The sequence below is a fragment of the Microcoleus sp. AT3-D2 genome, assembly GCF_036705715.1.
GTDB lineage: Bacteria > Cyanobacteriota > Cyanobacteriia > Cyanobacteriales > Microcoleaceae > Microcoleus.
The window spans coordinates 1-17,609 of sequence record NZ_JAUBVE010000049.1; the positions used below are offsets into that span (position 1 = coordinate 1).

The 17,609-nt window shown below is 43.9% G+C and carries 12 protein-coding genes and 4 pseudogenes; 10 read left to right on the plus strand and 6 right to left on the minus strand.

The window, feature by feature from the left end:
* The first annotated feature begins 193 nt into the window (after positions 1 to 193).
* The 3 pseudogenes from QUB44_RS19455 to QUB44_RS19465 form a co-directional block, all read left to right on the plus strand.
* Positions 194 to 1,337, plus strand: a pseudogene (locus QUB44_RS19455) (IS4 family transposase).
* A 23-nt stretch (positions 1,338 to 1,360) separates the two neighbouring features.
* Positions 1,361 to 1,888, plus strand: a pseudogene (locus QUB44_RS19460) (IS701 family transposase); the annotation flags it as partial.
* Positions 1,889 to 1,926: 38 nt separating this feature from the next.
* Positions 1,927 to 2,431, plus strand: a pseudogene (locus QUB44_RS19465) (transposase); the annotation flags it as partial.
* Here the strand turns inward: QUB44_RS19465 and QUB44_RS19470 are convergent.
* The 3 genes from QUB44_RS19470 to QUB44_RS19480 all read right to left on the minus strand — a co-directional run bounded on the left by QUB44_RS19470 (position 2,418) and on the right by QUB44_RS19480 (position 4,761).
* Positions 2,418 to 2,756: a hypothetical protein gene (locus tag QUB44_RS19470; protein ID WP_333369919.1), complete on the minus strand. Its 339-nt coding sequence runs from the start codon at positions 2,754 to 2,756 to the stop codon at positions 2,418 to 2,420. The pseudogene QUB44_RS19465 and the gene QUB44_RS19470 sit on opposite strands and share 14 nt — an antisense overlap.
* Positions 2,757 to 3,345: 589 nt before the next feature.
* Positions 3,346 to 4,062 (minus strand): ribonuclease PH, encoded by a 717-nt coding sequence (gene rph, locus QUB44_RS19475; protein WP_333369920.1) that lies wholly within the window; start codon positions 4,060 to 4,062, stop codon positions 3,346 to 3,348.
* A gap of 132 nt (positions 4,063 to 4,194) precedes the next feature.
* A complete protein-coding gene (locus QUB44_RS19480; RefSeq protein ID WP_333369977.1) occupies positions 4,195 to 4,761 on the minus strand; it encodes a nucleoside monophosphate kinase in 567 nt (188 codons plus the stop codon).
* A 356-nt stretch (positions 4,762 to 5,117) separates the two neighbouring features.
* On the opposite strand from QUB44_RS19480, the gene QUB44_RS19485 reads away from it, so the two are divergent.
* Complete coding sequence (locus QUB44_RS19485) at positions 5,118 to 5,645, plus strand: P-loop NTPase family protein (protein WP_333369921.1); 528 nt, start codon at positions 5,118 to 5,120, stop codon at positions 5,643 to 5,645.
* Positions 5,646 to 5,864: 219 nt separating this feature from the next.
* Here QUB44_RS19485 and QUB44_RS19490 read toward each other — a convergent pair whose 3' ends face one another.
* Together QUB44_RS19490 and QUB44_RS19495 are read right to left on the minus strand one after the other, a co-directional pair.
* Positions 5,865 to 6,077, minus strand: a complete 213-nt coding sequence (locus tag QUB44_RS19490; RefSeq protein ID WP_333222486.1) for a hypothetical protein — start codon at positions 6,075 to 6,077, stop codon at positions 5,865 to 5,867.
* Between the two features lie 267 nt (positions 6,078 to 6,344).
* Positions 6,345 to 7,844 carry a GUN4 domain-containing protein gene (locus tag QUB44_RS19495; protein WP_333369922.1) on the minus strand — a complete coding sequence of 500 codons (1,500 nt, stop codon included), beginning with the start codon at positions 7,842 to 7,844 and terminating at the stop codon, positions 6,345 to 6,347.
* Between the two features lie 609 nt (positions 7,845 to 8,453).
* Between QUB44_RS19495 and QUB44_RS19500 the strand changes: the two genes are divergently transcribed.
* Positions 8,454 to 9,905, plus strand: a complete 1,452-nt coding sequence (locus QUB44_RS19500) for a hypothetical protein (RefSeq protein WP_333369923.1) — start codon at positions 8,454 to 8,456, stop codon at positions 9,903 to 9,905.
* Here QUB44_RS19500 and QUB44_RS19505 read toward each other — a convergent pair.
* Positions 9,905 to 10,021: pseudogene (locus QUB44_RS19505) on the minus strand (IS5/IS1182 family transposase); the annotation flags it as partial. The gene QUB44_RS19500 and the pseudogene QUB44_RS19505 sit on opposite strands and share 1 nt — an antisense overlap.
* Positions 10,022 to 10,656: 635 nt before the next feature.
* On the opposite strand from QUB44_RS19505, the gene QUB44_RS19510 reads away from it, so the two are divergent.
* The 5 genes from QUB44_RS19510 (at position 10,657) to nusA (ending at position 17,604) form a co-directional block, all read left to right on the plus strand.
* On the plus strand, positions 10,657 to 13,482 hold the full coding sequence (locus tag QUB44_RS19510) for an ATP-binding protein (RefSeq protein WP_333369924.1): 2,826 nt from the start codon (positions 10,657 to 10,659) through the stop codon (positions 13,480 to 13,482).
* On the plus strand, positions 13,479 to 14,870 hold the full coding sequence (locus QUB44_RS19515) for a response regulator (protein WP_333369925.1): 1,392 nt from the start codon (positions 13,479 to 13,481) through the stop codon (positions 14,868 to 14,870). Before QUB44_RS19510 ends, QUB44_RS19515 begins: the two co-directional genes overlap by 4 nt.
* 56 nt (positions 14,871 to 14,926) lie before the next feature.
* A complete protein-coding gene (locus QUB44_RS19520) occupies positions 14,927 to 15,091 on the plus strand; it encodes a thiamine S protein (RefSeq protein ID WP_333369927.1) in 165 nt (54 codons plus the stop codon).
* 491 nt (positions 15,092 to 15,582) lie between these two features.
* Complete coding sequence (gene rimP / locus QUB44_RS19525) at positions 15,583 to 16,050, plus strand: ribosome maturation factor RimP (protein ID WP_333040953.1); 468 nt, start codon at positions 15,583 to 15,585, stop codon at positions 16,048 to 16,050.
* 270 nt (positions 16,051 to 16,320) lie between these two features.
* Entirely contained in the window at positions 16,321 to 17,604 is a 1,284-nt protein-coding gene (nusA, locus tag QUB44_RS19530) for a transcription termination factor NusA (RefSeq protein WP_333369930.1), read from the plus strand.
* Positions 17,605 to 17,609 lie beyond the last annotated feature (5 nt).

A 17,609-nucleotide genomic window follows, 5' to 3' on the forward strand; every position in this document is an offset into this window, starting at 1 on the left:
TTATTTTAGAGAAATGGTAAGTGAAATAATAAGCTGGGGAGTCAAACCCCGAATGGTAACAGGAGATAGTTGGTATTCAGGAGCTGGGGGGGTAACAACCAGCCTGAAACCCAGAGGTGGTGAGGATTGAGCCAATGTGTGCTAAAAAAAGATAGGCAGCATAATTGTTACACGCTTGCCTATCCCAAAAATAATGATACCAACATTTTACCAGACTCATTTAAAAAAACAACTCACGAAAGCTCAGTTTCTTGTAATGACAATTTTGCTATCTGTGATGCAATCAGAAAAACAAGTGAGATTAGAAAGACTGGCACGGGTATTTCCTTATCCAATTACAACAGAAAGTCGGCGTAGAAAAATACAAATATTTCTGGATTTACCAAATTTAACTATCTCATTCATTTGGTTCCCCTTGATTACTTATTGGTTGACCACTTATTGCCCCATTGGTACTCGTTTATCAATCGCAATTGACCGCAGTCAATGGGGGCGCATTAATCTTTTTATGGTTAGCCTAATTTGGGAAAAAAGAGCAATTCCATTATACTGGTCATTATTGCCAAAATTAGGAAACAGTAACTTGGAGGAGCAAACAGCAAATTTACAGCAAATTTTACCATTGTTTTCAGAATATAAAGTCATCGTTTTAGGAGATCGTGAATTTTGTTCTTTTGATTTAGGAAACTGGCTTAAATCAAAGGGTGTGTCGTTTTGCTTGAGACTCAAAAAGAATCATTGTATCGAAATGGAACATTTAATTTGGCAACGGTTAGATGAATTAGGAATAGTACCAGGAACTTCTCTGTATGTTCAAGGAAAAAGAGTGAGAAAAACACGGGCCTCCAACCGGATTTGATCTGGCTAGTAAATGGAAAAGAAATTATGGTAAATATCAAGTTAAAGAAGCTTGGTTTATTCTCACAGATTTAGGTTCATTGCCAGCAGCAATCAATGCTTATAAGCAGCGGATGGGCATTGAAGAACTGTTCCGAGACTGTAAAAAAGGAGGCTACGATCTTGAAGGGACTAGCCTCGAAGGAAACAGACTTATTAATATGATTCTCCTGATGACGCTTGCCTACAGTTCGGCAATATTTCAAGGCACTGAATTGAGAAAAAAGCAGGTACAAAAATATGTATCTCGTCGCAAAGAACCCAAGAAAAAATATCGTAGACGGAGTACATTTGGTGTTGGTCTAGATGGAGAAAAGTGGGTTCATTATCTCGAACAATATTCTTTGGAGGTGGAACAGTTAATGAAGTTAAGTCCTTCTAAACGCCGGTTTTATCAACAAGGTATGCGGGCTGCAACCCTTATACAGTCTATCTCGTAGACCTCTTTGTCACCCCCCCAGATTCAGGAGTAGAAAACTTGAAATTTCTAAAAAACCAGAAATTGGGTTTTCTATTCGGAATTGAAAAAAATAGAACTGTTTCAAATGAACCACACAAGTATTGTCAGGTAAGCACTCTGGCTATTCCCGAAGAAGGATTAAAGACTCATCTGAAAGAATTTGGATTTATAAAGTTGTAAAGGTGCGACTTTAAAAAAGAAGACTCTAGACATTATATTTTATATCTGCCAGATGAGGAAAAAATTCAATACATAACCAGAAGTACCTTCGTCACAATTCATGATAGTCATTGGGGTATTGAAACTTTTCATCGTGCTATAAAACAAGTATGTGGAATTTGTCGATTCATGGTTAGAGATACCTATGCAATAAAAACACATATATTTTGTTCCCTTCAAGCTTTTGTGAAATTGGAGTTTATGCGCTCTGAAAACATAATTAGCAATTGGTATGAAGTACAGAGGAATCTGTTTACTTCTGTTGTCCGTGAGTATATTTTTGCCAACCTTCACAAGGATGCCATTATCTAGACTACATAGATGATATTTTTTGTCAATGCGTAAGTCCTAAAGTAGAAGCATATCATAGGTTCACAGGATATTATCCAGAGTCCGTTCATGCCGATCGTATTTATCGAACAAGAGAAAACCGAGCATGGTGTAAAGAAAAAGGAATTAGGCTCAGTGGGCCGCCCTTAGGAAGACCGCCAGCAAATGTAAGTAAATCAAAAAAAAGCAAGCCTTAGAAGATGAGAGGATTAGAAATGCAATTGAGGGCAAGTTCGGACAAGGCAAACGAAGATTCGGTCTGAATAGAGTGATGGCTAAACTTAATAATACATCTGGTACGGTTATTGCAATTACTTTTTTGGTAATGAATCTTACTACCTGGTGGCGCCGGGTTTTTTGTGTGTTTTTATGTCTATTTGGAAAAAGAATACCTGTTTGTGGGTTGAAGATAATCTACAATTATACTTGGGGGGATAGACACAAAAAAAACTTATATTTAACCGAGCTTTCAGATATCGATCGCACTTGTTCTTTGCGGGCGATCGATTATTCAGCAAGCCCTAATTAACGCTTGATTGTCAAGAAAAAATGCCCCGTAATAACTGTCGTGCAGTCGCACAGCCTTGTAGTCAAGCCAGTGACTTCCCTCTCCCTCTTCTTTTCTCAGATGCACTTTCCCCCCATCCACATTGGTTTCCTTTACCTCCCCAGCAGCTATTATGGACGCCCATTCTTGCTTTTCCACTAATCGGTGTAAACAACAAGTGTGACCTATATGCACTCCCGTTTGGGCTTCTATTTCACTCTCAGCTTTCTCATAAAAGAGATTAGCCACCTGACGGAGGCAGCACTTTTCAAATAATGGAGCTAAACGAGTAGATTTTTTCACTCCCAATTTTTCGGCTTGTTTTTCAGTAATTATTAGTTTACCAATGCAACTTTTTACTGTGCGAGACCGTCTTGATTCTGTTCCGGTTGCCTGTTTGATAAAAAAAAACAATCTCCGGCCCGACTAATTCTAGCCATTGCTCTCGAATATGCTTTTCGATTGTTTCCAGACTTGATAATTCTGAGACCGGAGTATTTGTGTACGTAATCTCGGCAATCTCAGCAGCACAAGCTTTTAAACGCTCCTTCTGTTCAGGGGTCATAGCCACGGGCTGCGATGAACAATTACTATATGATGCAAATTCTCAAGTGCTTTTGTCAAGCATGATTGAGATGCTCTTACCCTGTTAGCTGAGGCTCATTATCAACTTGCTTTAACTTACCAAAAGATGAGTGATACCGAGAAGAGTCAGACTTCGTTTCAAGAGGCGATTCGACTTTTCAATGAAATCAAAGCATCTAACCAAGTTGAGAAAGTGGGAAAGGCAATAGGTAAGAGCGACGAAGTTTAGTTTTGGATACATAAATACCATGTTAGTCCGCGAAGGTGGACTTCGTTTGTATAGATGCGGTTTCAACCGCCGAATTATCTAAACCAAAGCTTGCCGCTGAGCCTCCAACAATTCCTGAATCCCGATTTCTGCCACATCCAAAATTTGATTTAACTGACTCCGGCTGAAACTTCCTTCTTCCGCAGTTCCCTGAATTTCGATGATGTTCAAATCTCCATTCATTACCACATTACAATCAATTTCAGCCGCTACATCTTCAAGATAATTCAAATCTAAAAATGGCTCGCCTTCCAAAAGCCCCACAGACACGGCCGCCACTTGACGAATAATGGGCGATCGCACAAAATCACCTTTTTGTACCAACTTGTTCAAAGCATCAGCCACAGCCACAAACCCGCCAGTAATTGAAGTCGTGCGAGTCCCCGCGTCCGCTTGCAAAACATCGGCATCCACAAGTATGGTGCGTTCTCCCAATAGTTGCATATCCAAGCACGATCGCAAACTGCGCCCAATCAACCGCTGAATCTCTTGAGTCCGTCCCGATAATTTCATAAATTCCCGCTCTTGTCGCTGCGGTGTAGATCCAGGCAACATTCGGTATTCCGCTGTTAGCCAACCTTGTCCAGTATTCTCCAGAAATCTCGGCACTCCCGGCTTGATTGTAACGCTGCAAAGTACCTGAGTATCGCCACTTTTTGCGAGTACGGAACCGCTAGCAAATTTGGTAAACTCTCGATCGAAACTAATCGGACGAATTTGATTTGGTTGTCTGCCATCGGGACGTTGGAAAAACATAATATTGAGGTGATTGGTAATGGTAACTGGGCCTTAAAATTTTAAAATTGGGTATTAATCTCTTCCGGTTTTTTTTGACTCGGTAAATATGCAGTCATTCAATCTAAAATCTAAAATCTAAAATCTAAAATCTTATGCCGATTTGCCCTGAGCCTCGATTAATTTGAGAATATCTTGCTGGACTTGTTCAGGGGATTGGTTGCCATCAATAGTTAACAGTTTGTTGCGGTATTCGTAATATTCTAAAAGAGGAATAGTGCGTTCGTGGAACAAATCGAGCCGACGTTGTAAAATTTCAGGATGATCATCCGATCGATCTCGTTCGATCGACCTGCTCAGCAAAACCTCGATCGGCACTTTCAACAAAATCGCCCAATCTAGCTGCTGAGCCAAATCCTCTAATAAAAAATCCAATTCCTCAGCTTGAAAAGCCGTTCGCGGATAGCCCTCCAACACCCAGCCATTAAAGACATCCCACAGCAGCAGTCGCCGGCGAAAGAATTCAATCATAGTTGCGTCGGGAACTAATTCCCCTTTTTCGACATAAGACACCGCCAGCTTGCCTAAATCTGTGTCTTCTGCGATCGCCTCCCGTAGAATGTCCCCCACAGCCAGCAAAGGAAGGCTCAAATTGCTGCACAGTAGTTCAGCCTGAGTTCCCTTTCCCGCTCCTGGCCCTCCCAGAATCACCACTCTCACAGTCCCTGCTCCTAGTGCCGCGACATTCAAATTTTACGCGATGTGTGTACCTTTTCTTAAAAGCCCTGGACGCAGCGAGACTCTCATCACCTTGGTTTTATACCCTATAACTGTATAAATGTCAAGATCCACGCCGTATTTTGGTAAAAAACCCCGTTTCTGCCTAAGTGCTAATTGAGTTCAAAAATCGAACAAACGACTGCGAATGCCACTGCCGCGAGCTTTTGACAACTTGTATATCTAGTGTTCGATCCGATGTGCACTCGGCCCCGTACACTATATATTGTCAAGCAGGCTTCAGCCGCGCCAAGGTCGGAGCTGCACTCAAGACTTAGTTGCTGATTAAATATTGCCCTATGGTTGCTCAGTTACAAACCCCTAAACTAAATTTAAACCACAGCTTGCCCTACACAGTTCAAGGGCTGGTGCAAGTTTTTACAGGCCCGCACCGCTGCTTTTTTACCAGTGTCATGGCTCAAGCCCTCAGAATTGCAGGACAGGGAGCTCCCGTGCTAGCGGTGCAGTTCCTCAAAGGGGGAATTAATCAAGGGCATCAACATCCGGTGCGGCTGGGGCAAAATTTAGATTGGGTGCGCTGCGATTTGTCACGCTGCATTGAGAATGCCGATTTAGATGAGCTGGAGACGCGATCGATCGAACAATTGTGGCAGTATGTTCAAAATGCGGTGCGCGAAGGTCGTTATTCCTTAGTTATTCTCGATGAATTGAGTTTAGCGGTTAATTTGGGCTTGGTTCCCGAAGCCGAAGTGGTGGCATTGATTGACAACAAGCCGCATCATTTGGATATGATTTTTACCGGGCCATCGATGCCGCAAAGAATTTTGGATGTTGCCGACCAAATTACTGAAATTCGCCGCAGTTAAGGACAATGATTCAATTTGCGATCGCCTGTTGAGCGATCGCATTTTTTATGTATAGCAAGTCTATTTGAGTCGTGAATGTAGAACAACCTGAAACGTTTGTGATGATTGAATCCATTGTTTACAAATCAAATGGTTTTGCTATAGAAAAATAGTATCTGAAAAAAGAGGCGATCGCTTAGCTCAAAGAGCGATCGCACGCCGATCAATTTACCAGCGACGTTACGCTTGAACTACCGGATCGAACACAACACTCAATCGATCCGTCGGCACCATCCGCTTGAGAATTTTCAAGTGACCGTCTGCATCAGACCAACTGCGAAACTCACCCACAACCACCTTTTCCACATTTGGAAGCGAGCGAACTATAGTCCACGGCTTGAGACGTTTTTCTTGCAACATACTAGATAAATCTCCTTGGTAAATTGGAGCCAAAGCCAGTCCCCATGGTTTGCCACGCTTGAGGACTGGCTTTTGACTTTGAAAACTTGCCCTTCTCTAAGAACATAGCACAAAAAAAAAATTGTGATTATATCTTATTTTTCGCTTTTTTTAGAGCTATTTTCTACATAACAGATGATTAAACTCAAAACTTGTTAACTCTTTAATTCCCAACTCAAAACTATTTCATGACTAACACTTCGACTTCGCTTGGGGGGCAGCCTGACTAATAAATTGTGCCTTCTACCTTCTACCTTCCTTCTACAAATCCCGTCGCGACAGCAGAAACCAGATCCCACCCAAACCCAAAACACCGCACAAAACCCCGCCTTCCCACCCAAAAACAGTCCCCCCCGGCAAATGTCCAGGCTTTGCTTTAGAAGTAAAATTCAGCTCCGAATAGTATACCCACTCGCTGTTAACCCGCCAGCCCACTCGATCGCCAAACTTCTCCCAAACTGTAGCATCATAAACACCAGGCTTTCCCCCCAACTTGAGCCACAAACCCTTTTGCACAGAAAAACCGAATCTGCGGTGACTGTGCCGCACCCAAAGTTGATCGATAGTTTGCAAATCCTTAGCTGGAAACTTCCTAATATCTTCCTCGCTCAAATAACCCCGTGAATTTTGCTGCATCACCTCCAGCATTTTCACAGAAGTTTCCTCATCAGCACCACGCCAATTTTTAGCAGCTAGTAGCCTTGCCAAGTGAGAATAATCAATACCTTTTTCGGACTCTAAATTCACAGAAAGTAGCGGAGAATCAGTCACCGGTTGAGTCGGTACAGAAGGACTAACAACAGTTACCTGCTGCGACTTTTCCAGCACTGGGACAACAACAACAGGAGGTTTTAAAGCATCCAAAACTTCCACAGCGGATTTGTAGCGGTCTTTAACATATTCCTGAATCAACTTATCCAAAATCTGACCTAAATCGTCGCTAATTTGTGTTCCTTTGGGCAAAGCCTCCCTCCAAAGCCACCGACCTTCAAGCGGATCGTAAAGGTCATCGTGAATGTCCCCGTAGATATCGAGATAAGGCATAACAGAAGTCAGCAAACGAATGCAAGTCACCCCCAAACTATAAAGGTCGCTAGCAGGAACAGCCCTACCGTGACGCTGTTCTAGAGCCGCGTAGCCGGGAGTTCCCAACTTAGTACCTGTTTTGGTCGGAGCAGCAGCTACTACCTGTTTAGAAACCCCAAAATCTATCAGCACTAACTTACGATCGCGAGATCTGCGGATCACATTCTCAGGCTTAATATCGCGGTGAATTACATTTCGGTCGTGAACAAACTTCAATAAAGGCAACAAATCTAACAGCAGTTCGCAAGTTTTAATTTCGCTATAAGCACCGTACTTATCTAACTCATCCTTTAAATTATTTCCATCAATAAACTCTTGTACTAAATACAAGCGCCCATCTTCCTCAAAATAAGAAATTAACTGAGGAATTTGCGGGTGCTTCAGTTCGTACAACCGCCTTGCCTCTTGTTCAAACAGTCGAACATATTTTTTAAAATGACCGGGCTTCCGCTGAAACTCTTGAGGAGGTGACAACTGTTTGATGACGCACAATTCCTCAAATTTTCCATGATTAACAGCTCGGAAAGTCCTGCCAAATCCTCCGTCTCGCAGCGGTTCAGTTGCTGCATAAAGGTCTTTTAGCAGCAGTTTTGAACCACAATTAAGACAATACTTTGTGCCTGGTGGGTTCTGACGCTTGTCTCTTGGGCAATCGAGATTAAGGCAGTATGTCATATATTAAAAAAATGCGAACAAAATTATACTCAGGGTTTTATATTATTCAAGAGTCCGATCGCGAGCTGGTTTTTGTAGAGGCGAAACCTCGAACCTTACGGAGGCGGCAGCCACCCTCGCGCTCAGAGGGGGCGCTCTCACCAGACTGCCCCTGAGCAAGTATAACTCTCTTGAGGGTTTGACCTCAAACTCGAAGTCCATATCTAACCTTAGACTCCGCTGCGTGCAATACATTTGATTTAGCGGTCAAATAGCCCGTAGATCAAACAGAAATAGTAATTTATTACCAACCGCGTGAGCTCTGCAACGCCAAAAAAACTGAGGATTCCGCCTGAGATATAATTTTATTGCCAGAGAGAAGCACACTAACGGCAGCCACAGCTTCCGTCAAGTTCGATCGGCTTTAATATTTTAGCAGCATAGTTTATTACCTAACCAGGCAGAATCAACAATCCCAAACTCCCCAACAAACGCACGTTAAAATAAAGACTAGCTTCCGCGATCGTAATCCGAGCGCGACCCGACAATTAGCCAGTTTTCCCTGTTTCCTTTTTTCAGCTATTACCAGTTACATCTATTTCCATAGGTCTACTTAATTAGGAATCGCCAGTGACACCAAAACTACAGCCCTCTCCCACTCCAAACTCCCGCAAAAAATCACCAAAAATACCTTGGTTCGAGCGGCTCATGGCACTGGTCGCCCTAGGAAATTTAAGCCTAGTATTATTTGACATAACTTACGTCTCCGGGCGAGATTTCTACCTCCGGCAACTGCCAGTTCTAACTCAAGTATACGACCCATTTAAAGGAATTAAACCCCACCGAGACACCCAGCAATATCTAGAAACCTTAGAAGAATTAAAAATTCAAGTAGTGCAAACAGGGTTGCCCTCTCCCCAAGTAGCAGCCAAATTGCAGGAAATAAACAATTTGAGCGCGAAAATGATCGACGAAGATCCCTTTCGAGTAGCATCAAAAAGTGGCACCCTAGAAAAAATAAAAGACCGGATGCGCGATCGCGTCCCAAATCCACAAGACTCTGCTAAACAATCATTCCAAAGATTTTGGAGCCAAGACTATTTAAACAAACAAGACTGGCAAAAAGAAATCAAGTGGTTTGACTCCAAAATCAAGCCATTAATCGCCACCAACTATTACCGCGAGATCGGAGAAAACGGCGAATTCACCGATAATTTCTGGCTAATCGATCTGCCATTCATTGCCATATTCGCGATCGAATTTCTAGCCCGTACCTACTTGATCAGCCGCCGCCACCGCAGCGTCACTTGGCGATCGGCTATGCTCTGGCGATGGTACGACATCTTCCTGCTGCTCCCATTCTGGCGCCTGTTGCGAGTATTACCCGTCACAATTCGCATCCACCAAGCCAAAATGCCGGATCTCCAACCCATACGCACCCAAATCAGCCGAGGTTTCGTTGCCAACTTCGCCCAAGAATTAACCGAAGTTGTAGTAATTCAACTCATCAACCAGATGCAACAATCAATCACCACAGGCGAACTCGCTCGTCAACTCTTTAAATCCCCAAAACAGCGCTATCTCGACATCAACAATATCAATGAAATAGAAGCGATCGCCACCCATCTTGTGCAAATAACCGTCTACAAAGTCCTCCCCCAAATCCAGCCAGACCTAGAAGCCCTCCTCCGGTACAATATTGAAAGTTTCCTCAAACAATCCCCCCTCTATCAAGGATGGAAGCAAGTACCCGGGCTGGGAAACCTGCCCGAACAGCTAGCAGAGCAATTAGTTGCAGAACTCTCAAAATTAGTCACCCTCGGCCCCCAAGATGCCTACGAAGCCTTCAAAATCGCCAGCGAAGACCCCATAAGCATCAAACTCTCAAGCCAGCTAGTCCAACATTTCGGGCAAGCTTTAGGAACCGAACTACAACAGCAGCAAACCTGGCAAGAAATACAACTGCTGCTGTGCGACTTTCTAGAAGAGTTCAAAATCAACTACATTCAGCGGTTGAGCGAAGAAGACTTCGAGAAAATTTTAGAACAAGCCAAAGAACTGCAACGGATAGCCCCGCGCTAGGGCAAGTCTCGCCACGGGATGCCCGGGTAGCGGTACAACACCACTTCCACGAACAACCAATTGTAGGCAGACTGTCCCCCCACATCACCTTCACCTCCGCGCCACAAATCTTTGATCCTTTACCACTGTGGTAGTCCTGCAATATCAGGGTTTTGATAACGGTCGGTCAACCGTTTTATTTCCCCAATTATCCGATGCCTTGCAGGACTACCTTAGCGAGAAAGGTCAATCGATTTTAGATTTTAGATTTTAGATTTTAGAGGCGACCCCACGGATAAATGCGGGGGCTTGAGGATTTTAGATTTTGGATTGATTCCACGGATAAATCACGTGGCGGGTACCATCAAGAAATTCTTGGTCAATTTTTTTAGACGTATATTATATCAATATATATTTAAGTTTGATGAGATTATACTTTTTAGCGTCAATCTGTAAAGTAAAGTTAAAAATTACTACAAATAGCTCTAAACCAAGTAATCTATTAGATATGATTCCTAACTGGTTTCCTAAAGACTAAAAAAAATTACAAAGCCTAGGAAAAAATAAGGCGCGTCAGTATCTTTAGTCAGCTATTATTATACCGCTCTCAGAGAAAACACGTAAGTAGCCATGCTTGTTTAAGCAAGTTACTGCCTCCAACTTTTCACTAAATATTATAGATTGCTTTTCAATATATATTTCCTCAGCCTCATTTAACTCAATCCACTGAGATTTTTCAGCCAACTCGTTACCCCAGGAGTAACACCAATAAATGTCACAGACCTCTGCAACCACTTTCCTGTCAAACCGTTATAAAAAAAAGGTGTCCCTGCGCCTGATTTTAGTATTACCATTCGTTCTGCAAATATTTGCTGCTGTCGGGCTGACAGGCTGGCTATCCTTACGCAACGGGCAAAAAGCAGTCAACGAAGTTGCTAGTCAGTTGCGGAGTGAAATTACGGCCCGCATCCAGCAGCAGCTCAACACATACCTAGATACAGCCCCTCTGGTCAATCAATTGAATGCCAATGCCCTTCGCCTAGGATACTTAAATCCAGAGGAATTGGAGAGTATGGAGCGCTATTTTTGGGAGCAAATTCAAGCCTTTCCTTCTCTGCCTAATATAGGCTTTGCTACTAAAACAGGAGAGTTCATTGCCATTGAACGCCAAGAGAATGGCCAAATATTTTTTAAAAGAGTCGATAAGGATAGTCGTACTGAATTTCATATTTATGAATCGGATAGCAAAGGCAATCAAACAAAGCTCTTAAAAGTTTCTCCTAGCAACAATATACTCAACCGTTCATGGTATAAAGACAGTGTACGGTTAGGCCGGCCCACATGGAGCGAAATTTTTCCACTTACAGGTCAGAAAACGCTCTCCCTCCCTGCCGGACATCCAGTGTATGGCGAAAATGGCGAACTGCGCGGAGTATTCGTTGCTAATTTTCTGATCTCTTTCCTCAGTGACTTCCTGCACAGCTTAAACATCGGTCGATCGGGACAGACATTCATAATCGAACGTTCTGGACTCATAGTAGGCAGTTCAACTCTCAAAGAAGCATTTATTACCAACAATGGCAAACTTGATCGCCTGAATGCTTTAGATAGCACAGATGATTTAATCCGGCTGACAACAGCGCATTTAAAAGAACACTTTGGCAACCTCACTAAAATTAATAGCTCTCAGCAATTGGATTTTACGATCGCCGGTCAGCGGCAATTCCTCCAAGTTATGCCCTTTCAGGATAGCCGAGGATTGGACTGGCTGATCGTCGTCGTCGTTCCTGAAAGCGATTTCATGGATCAAATTAACGCCAATACCCAGACAACCATTTTGTTGTGTTTCGGAGCCTTGGCGCTGGCTACCGTTTTGGGAATCTTAACCGCACGCTGGATTACCAGCCCGATTCTCCGTTTGAGCGCCGCTTCTAGGGCGATCGCCAGTGGCGACTTAGAGAAAAATGTGCAGGTAAAAGGCGTAGAAGAACTAGAAGTTCTGGGTCAGTCTTTCAACCTGATGGCACAACAGTTGCGCGAATCCTTTGAGGCGCTAGCCAAGACCAATTCAGAGCTAGAAATCCGAGTACAAGAACGCACCGCCGAACTCACGGAAGCCAAACAAATCGCTGATAGTGCCAACCAAGCTAAAAGTGAATTTTTAGCGAATATGAGTCACGAATTGAGAACGCCCCTCAATGGAATTTTAGGATACGCTCAAATCCTAGAACGCTCAACAACTATGGCTCCGAAGGAGCTCCAAGGCATCAGTATTATTCATCAGTGTGGTTCCCACCTTTTAACCCTGATCAATGACATCTTAGACCTCGCTAAAATTGAAGCTCAGAAATTGGAACTCTACGCGAAAGATTTCCATTTTCCTTCCTTTTTGCAGGGAGTCGCGGAAATCTGCCGCATCCGAGCCGAACAAAAAGGAATGGCTTTTGTTTATCAACCCAGTTCGGAAATTCCTGCAGGCATCTACGCTGACGAAAAACGCTTGCGACAGGTACTAATTAACTTACTGAGCAATGCAATTAAGTTTACAGACTCGGGACGAGTGACTTTTAAGATAGAGCATCTGGAAAAGGAGACAGGTGAAAAGGTACAAAGCAATGATCAAAAGCCAGCCTCACCAATTCACAAAATTCGGTTTCAAATTGAAGATACTGGCGTTGGTATGACACCGGAACAATTAAAAAAAATATTTTTGCCTTTTGAACAGGTAGGAGACAGTAAGCGTCAGGCAGAAGGAACCGGACTCGGTTTAACAATTAGCCAGAAAATTGTGGAAATGATGGGTAGTACCATTCAAGTCAAAAGTCAGTCAGGATCAGGCAGTGTTTTTTGGCTAGATTTGGATTTACGGGAAGCGACAGACTGGGCAAATATAACCACGATTGCCAAGCAACGAAAGCTGGTTGGCTACCAAGGTAGAAAACAGAAAGTTTTGGTTGTGGATGACAAATGGGAAAATCGCTCGGTGATTTTAAATCTGCTGGAGCCCCTCGGCTTTGAAGTAACCGAAGCTAAAAACGGTCAAGAAGGTTTAGAAAAAGTAGAAGAGTTTCAGTTCGATTTGATTATCACTGACTTAGTGATGCCAGTGTTAGATGGGTTTGAGATGATGCGCCGTATCCGAAATTTGTCAGACTATATAGACGTGGCAATCATTGCTTCATCTGCCAGTGTATTTGCTACCGACCAACATAAAAGTTTGGAGGGGGGAGCAAACGATTTTCTCGGTAAACCTGTGCAGGCAGAAGAGCTATTTGAGATGTTGCAAAAATATTTAAAACTTGAATGGATATATGAGGAACAAAAGAATGAAAAAATCAGCACTATTCCTTTTTCATCAGATCCTCAATCACTTTCTGAATCGACCTCTGTAGTAGCGCCCCCGCCCGGAGAAATTGAACTCCTACTTGAACTGGCGATGAGAGGCAACGTGAAAGGAATTGTGAAGCGCAGTGAGCACCTAGAGAAGCTGGATCAGAAATTTGTGTCCTTTGCTGTTGAGCTGCGCCAGTTAGCCCAAGGCTATCAAGTCAAAAAAATCAAAGAGTTTATTACATCCCACAGCATCCAAAAAGAATGAAGGCAACCAATATGGAAACAAGTAGCATCTTAATCGTCGATGATAATCCTAGCAATCTGGACGTGCTTTCTGAAGCTTTAGCGGGTTCGGGATGGGAGATATTGGTAGCAACTGATGGTGAAACTGCAATCGAACAGGCTGAATATACTCAGCCTGATTTGATTCTTTTAGATGTGATGATGCCAGGAATTGACGGGTTTGAAACTTGCCATCGCCTGAAGGCCAGTCCCTTGACGAACGAAATTTCGGTAATTTTTATGACGGCTCTGTCTGACATAGGAGATAAAGTCAAAGGCTTTAATCTAGGGGCTGTGGATTACATTACTAAGCCCTTTGAACAAAAGGAGGTGTTAGCTCGCGTCAACCTCCATTTAAAGCTGCGTTCTCTTACTAAAATTCTTGCCGATCAAAATCTACTTCTCAAACAGGAAATAGAAGACAGGCTCGCAGCAGAAGCAGCGTTACATCAGCTCGCGCAGGAGTTAGAAAAACGGGTAGAAGAACGAACGGCTGAACTTTCTCAAGCTTTGGATAATCTTAAAAAAGCTCAAGTGCAAATCGTTCAAAGTGAAAAGATGGCTTGCCTTGGTCAACTTGTAGCTGGGGTAGCTCATGAAATTAACAATCCAGTTAGTTTTATCTCCAATAATATCCCTATTGCCAAAGAATATATTGCCGATTTGATCGAGATGACTCGGCTTTGCCAGCACAACGTTACTTCGACCTCAGAATTTGAGGATAAGTCCCAGGAGATGGAGTTAGATTTTATTGTTGAAGATTTACCTAAAATTCTTGATTCAATGGCGGTCGGAACAGAGCGACTTTACAATCTTTCTATGTCACTGCGTAATTTTTCTCGCTTGGATACATCGGCGCTAACGCCAGTGAATATTCACGATGGGCTAGATAGTACCTTATTAATTTTAGGGCATCGACTGAAACCTAAAGGAACTTTCCCAGGAATTGCAGTGATTAAAGAATATGGGGAATTGCCGCTAGTAGAGTGTTATCCGGGGCAACTTAATCAGGTGTTTATGAATATATTGGCGAATGGAATTGATGCTTTAGAAGAGTCTACGATTAGTTGTCCGCTGTGCGGGGAAAAGAAACAGAGCAATGACACTCCACAGCTTCGGATCTGCACTGAAATGCTTCAGGATGACAGAGTAGTGATTCGGATTGCTGACAATGGGGTTGGCATAACTCAGGAAGTAATGCAGCATTTATTCACGCCGATGTTTACTACTAAATCAGTAGGTAAAGGGACAGGTTTAGGTTTGTCTATTAGCCGTGAGATCGTAGAACGAAAACATCGTGGTAAGCTGACTTGCATTTCCTCGCCCGAATGGGGGGTAGAGTTTGTTATTGAGCTTCCAATTCAGCATTAGTAAAGGGGATTTTTTAGGGTTAATTTGAGTTTTGCTGTTTTGTCAATATACCGTTAATGTTGCGATCGCCCATCTCTAATCTACCAATCACTATCACTGTCAAACTCTTTGCAGCCTATCAAGAAGCAGAGGGCTTGTCCGAACTGAAATTAGAATTTCCCAAAGAAACTCCCGTATCGCAAGCCCTAGAGCGCCTGAGTGCCTCTCCCCCCCTGTTCTAGGATTGATCGCACCGGCTTCGGTATCAACCAGGAATTTGGCCTCGCCCCACCCCACTCCAAAACGGTGATCGAGTCGTCCTTATTCCCCCTGTCAGCTCTCCTCTTCTGCCCTCGGACAGTCCGCCGATGCCGATTCTGTTTGTCACCGGACGGGCGATCGAGCTAAACTGAGAATTGAGGCCTCCCTTCGATCAGAAGAAGTCCTCAAACTTCTTGGAAGAAATTGTTTTACCTAGGAGTGGGTCAAGCCCACTTTTTTTGTTGCATTAGTCGCAGGAAAAGAGCTCAGGGCGTCTGACTTGCAAGTTGAGGACTGATTGAGTAGGGGTAATCCCCCCGCTTGAGATCCCTGCTGGGATGTTGGGTAAGTCCCAAAGTTGAAGACGAAAGTCGCAGCCACCTAATCAAACCACCTCAAAGCCAAGCAATCTCAACACCAAATTTTTCCTTGCCCGTGTCCGAGTTTAGGAGTTTTAACTTAAGTATTCGATATGACTCATCCCCTAATCCCACAAATCATTGACTTAGCTACCCCTGTTGCGGAAACACTGGGATTGGAAGTAGTGGGAGCAGTGTTTCACACCAACCAAAATCCTCCCGTCTTGCGGGTAGACATCCGCAACCTCCAACAAGACACTGGTTTAGCCGACTGCGAGCGCATGAGCACAGCCCTCGATGCTGAGTTAGAGGCAGCCGACATCATACCCGATGCCTACGTGCTAGAGATTTCCAGTCCCGGAATATCCCGATTGCTCAGCAGCGATCGAGAATTTATTACCTTTAAAGGTTTCCCCGTGACAGCCAAAACCACCGAACCCGACTCGCGAATCAAAGAGTGGAAAGGACTACTCCTAGGCCGGGATGAAACAGCCGTTTATCTCAATCAAAAAGGGCGACAGGTTAAAATTCCCCGCCCTCAGATTGTCAAAGTTGAACTAGACGAAGGAAAGGAGATGTAAAGGGAAATTTTGAGTGTTGAGTGTTGAGTGTTGAGTTTTGAGATTGCCTCGCAGCAAGCTGAAAACGCTTGGCTGCGAGTTAATTTTTAACAATCACATCTTTAGCAGCGGGTTGAAGAGGAACAACAAATAAATTGTTACAGCACCTAGCTTCCCTAATACTATCCAGTAACTCATCACTCCTCTGTAATCACTTTTTCTGGAAATTTTCCAAGTACCAATTACCGATTACCAGTTACTTATTACCACAGCAAAAAAGGAGTGTTTTATATGTCAATGGTTCCCCTGCCCGGACTAAAAGAAATGGTCGAAGGTATTAGCAAAGAACGCAATTTACCCAAACACGCCGTCCAAGCAGCCTTGCGAGAAGCCCTGCTCAAAGGATACGAACGCTACCGCCGTACCCAAAAACTCGATCACTTCAGCGAAGAATACTTCGACAACTTTGATGTAGAACTCGACGCAGAACAAGAAGGTTTCCGCGTTTTAGCCAACAAAACTATTGTCGAAGAAGTCGCCAATCCCGATCACGAAATCTCACTTTCCGAAGTACAAGAAGTAGCCACCGAAGCTCAGCCTGGGAGCATCGTACTCGTAGATGTAACACCAAATCAAAAAGAATTTGGTCGCATGGCCGCCATCCAGACCAAACAAGTTCTCGCTCAAAAACTGCGCGACCAACAGCGCAAAATGATTCAAGAAGAGTTTAAAGATTTAGAAGAAACAGTTCTTCAAGCAAGAGTTCTCAGGTTTGAGAGGCAGTCGGTAATTTTAGCAGTTACCAGCAGCTTCGGTCAGCCAGAAGTAGATGCCGAACTCCCTAAGCGCGAACAGTTGCCCAACGACAATTATCGGGCCAACGCTACATTCAAGGTTTATCTCAAAAAAGTAGGCGAAGGCTCTACTAGAGGGCCGCAGTTACTTGTTTCTAGAGCAGATGCAGGTTTGGTGGTTTACCTGTTTGCTAACGAAGTACCAGAAATAGAAGACGGGGTGGTGAGGATTGTCGCCGTAGCCAGGGAGGCAAATCCGCCCTCCCGGCACGTCGGCCCCCGGACTAAAATAGCAGTTGATACTCTCGATCGCGACGTAGACCCTGTAGGAGCCTGCATCGGAGCGCGGGGATCGCGGATTCAGGTAGTAGTCAACGAATTGCGCGGCGAAAAAATCGACGTGATCCGCTGGTCTCCAGACCCAGCAACTTATATTGCTAACGCTCTGAGTCCCGCTAGAGTAGATGAAGTGCGTTTAGTTGCTCCAGAAGGCAGGAGAGCTCACATTTTGGTCGCTGAAGACCAACTGAGTCTTGCCATTGGCAAAGAAGGTCAGAACGTCCGCCTCGCAGCCCGCCTCACCGGTTGGAAAATCGATATCAAAGATATTGCTAAGTACGATCGCGCCGCCGAAGACAGCAAATTGGCAGCAGAAGCAACTAGGCTCGAAGAACTAGCAGACGACTACGACGACGAGGAAGCAGGCGACTACGACGAGGAAACCGCAGAATTTGAGGAAGAGGAGGCAGCCGCCACGGAGGAAACCGAAGCCGCTGTTTAAAAACA